This window comes from Aquimarina algiphila, from assembly GCF_007489275.1.
Lineage (GTDB): Bacteria > Bacteroidota > Bacteroidia > Flavobacteriales > Flavobacteriaceae > Aquimarina > Aquimarina algiphila.
Window position 1 is genome coordinate 1 of sequence record NZ_VLNR01000175.1, and the last position, 1605, is coordinate 1605.

The 1605-nt window shown below is 31.5% G+C and carries 3 protein-coding genes; all 3 read left to right on the forward strand.

Annotation, left to right across the window (positions count from 1 at the left end):
* Positions 1 to 474 (forward strand): hypothetical protein (locus tag FOF46_RS32050; RefSeq protein WP_167572033.1); only part of this gene is annotated, 474 nt, incomplete at its 5' end.
* Between the two features lie 3 nt (positions 475 to 477).
* On the forward strand, positions 478 to 732 hold the full coding sequence (locus tag FOF46_RS30940) for a hypothetical protein (RefSeq protein ID WP_143919268.1): 255 nt from the start codon (positions 478 to 480) through the stop codon (positions 730 to 732).
* Positions 733 to 824: 92 nt separating this feature from the next.
* Positions 825 to 1508, forward strand: a complete 684-nt coding sequence (locus FOF46_RS30945) for a tetratricopeptide repeat protein (RefSeq protein ID WP_143919269.1) — start codon at positions 825 to 827, stop codon at positions 1506 to 1508.
* Positions 1509 to 1605: the final 97 nt, after the last annotated feature.

The following is a 1605-nucleotide window of genomic DNA, read 5'->3' on the forward strand; positions in this document are numbered from 1 at the left end:
AAATTGTTTAGTAATGCTATTTTTTCAAAACCAGAAGAAGCTGAAATTCTCAATAATATCTGGAGATCCGTCTATTGTAAATTTAGAGTTAAAGGCAGTAAAGAAGATTGGAAAGGATACCAGGAAACCCTGTATACCCGTGTAGATATGGTCGCTCGATGGCTGGAGCGCAACCCCAACCGATGGGTGGCACCGCCACACTTGTATTTCAGTCCAGAGAATAAGAGAAACGGATTTAAAAAAACATACCCATGGTTTTTAAAACAACAAATCTTAAAACGAGAAATCCGAAATCGTATTTTGATTCAGAAAACTGAAAAAGAATGGATAACTCACAACAAAGGAGAAGGTAAACACAAACATAAAACGCGTTTACAATTGTTCCGTTTACAACAGCAACGCCTCGAATCCTATGGTGATGAAGCCTTGATTCGAGCATATGAAAAAAGTTTACACAGCATGGTAAACACATGATTCATGATACATCCAGATCCCAATACAGCATTGAGTAAATGCATAGTTTATTTTAATGATGGAAATTCCAGAACATTTTATTCCCTGGATAAAACCCATAAGAGATCAAAACCAAATCAGGCATTGGGCATTCGAAGATTAGAAAAAATGCTATTACAGGGAAAATTAAAAGGAACCTGGGAAACTGCAATTATTTATGAGAATAGAATTAATGGTAATGAATTAGTTAAGTATAAGAATGGGGTGCGGGTGTTTTGATCAGCTTCAGAAATATAAACCTTAAGTTTGTATACTTAAGAGTAACCAGAATCAGAATAAAGGAATATAGTTTTATTAATTTGCAGAAAGTGATGTTAAAAAATTTAATCCATATAATATTAATTGTTTTTTGTTCTTCGTGTGATTTAAGAACAGCAGAGGATTATTATAATTTAGCTTATGATCTAGAAGAAAAAGGGAAATTCCAAGAGGCAATTAAGTTTTTAGATAAAGCAATTGAAAAAAGACCAAATTTCAGACCAGCTCTATTGAATAGAGGGGGTGACAAGTCTATTCTAGAAGATTATGAAGGAGCAATAAAAGATTATGAGAAAATCCTAGAGTTTGATTCTGACAACACTTTAGCATTAATGAATATTGGAAATAATTTTAAGAGGCTTAATCAATATGAAAAAGCTATTAATTATTATACAAAAGCCTTAAAAACAAAAGGAGCCATTAAATCTGATAGTATGTATGTGGAGTTAAAACTGTCAAAAGATTTTGATATAGATTCTGATTATTACATTCGTAAATATGAGATTAAATATGAACGCGGAATAGTTTATGCAAAAAATAGCCAACACGAATTAGCAATTGAAGATCTCAAAGAAGTTATTACGCATAATTATGAAAAAGCTAATTCTTTGATTTGGATTGGTGAGGCATATCTTGCTATAAAAGACACATTAAATGCAATTAAAAATTTACAAGAATCAGCAGATATGGGAATGTTGGATGCTAAAGAATTACTGAATCGTATTAAACATAAATGAATACTGATTCATAATTCTATCAATTCATAATTTGTACTTCGACCACCTGATTCTTCTTGTTTTAGAATACCTTTCTCCATTAAATCTTTAATATCTC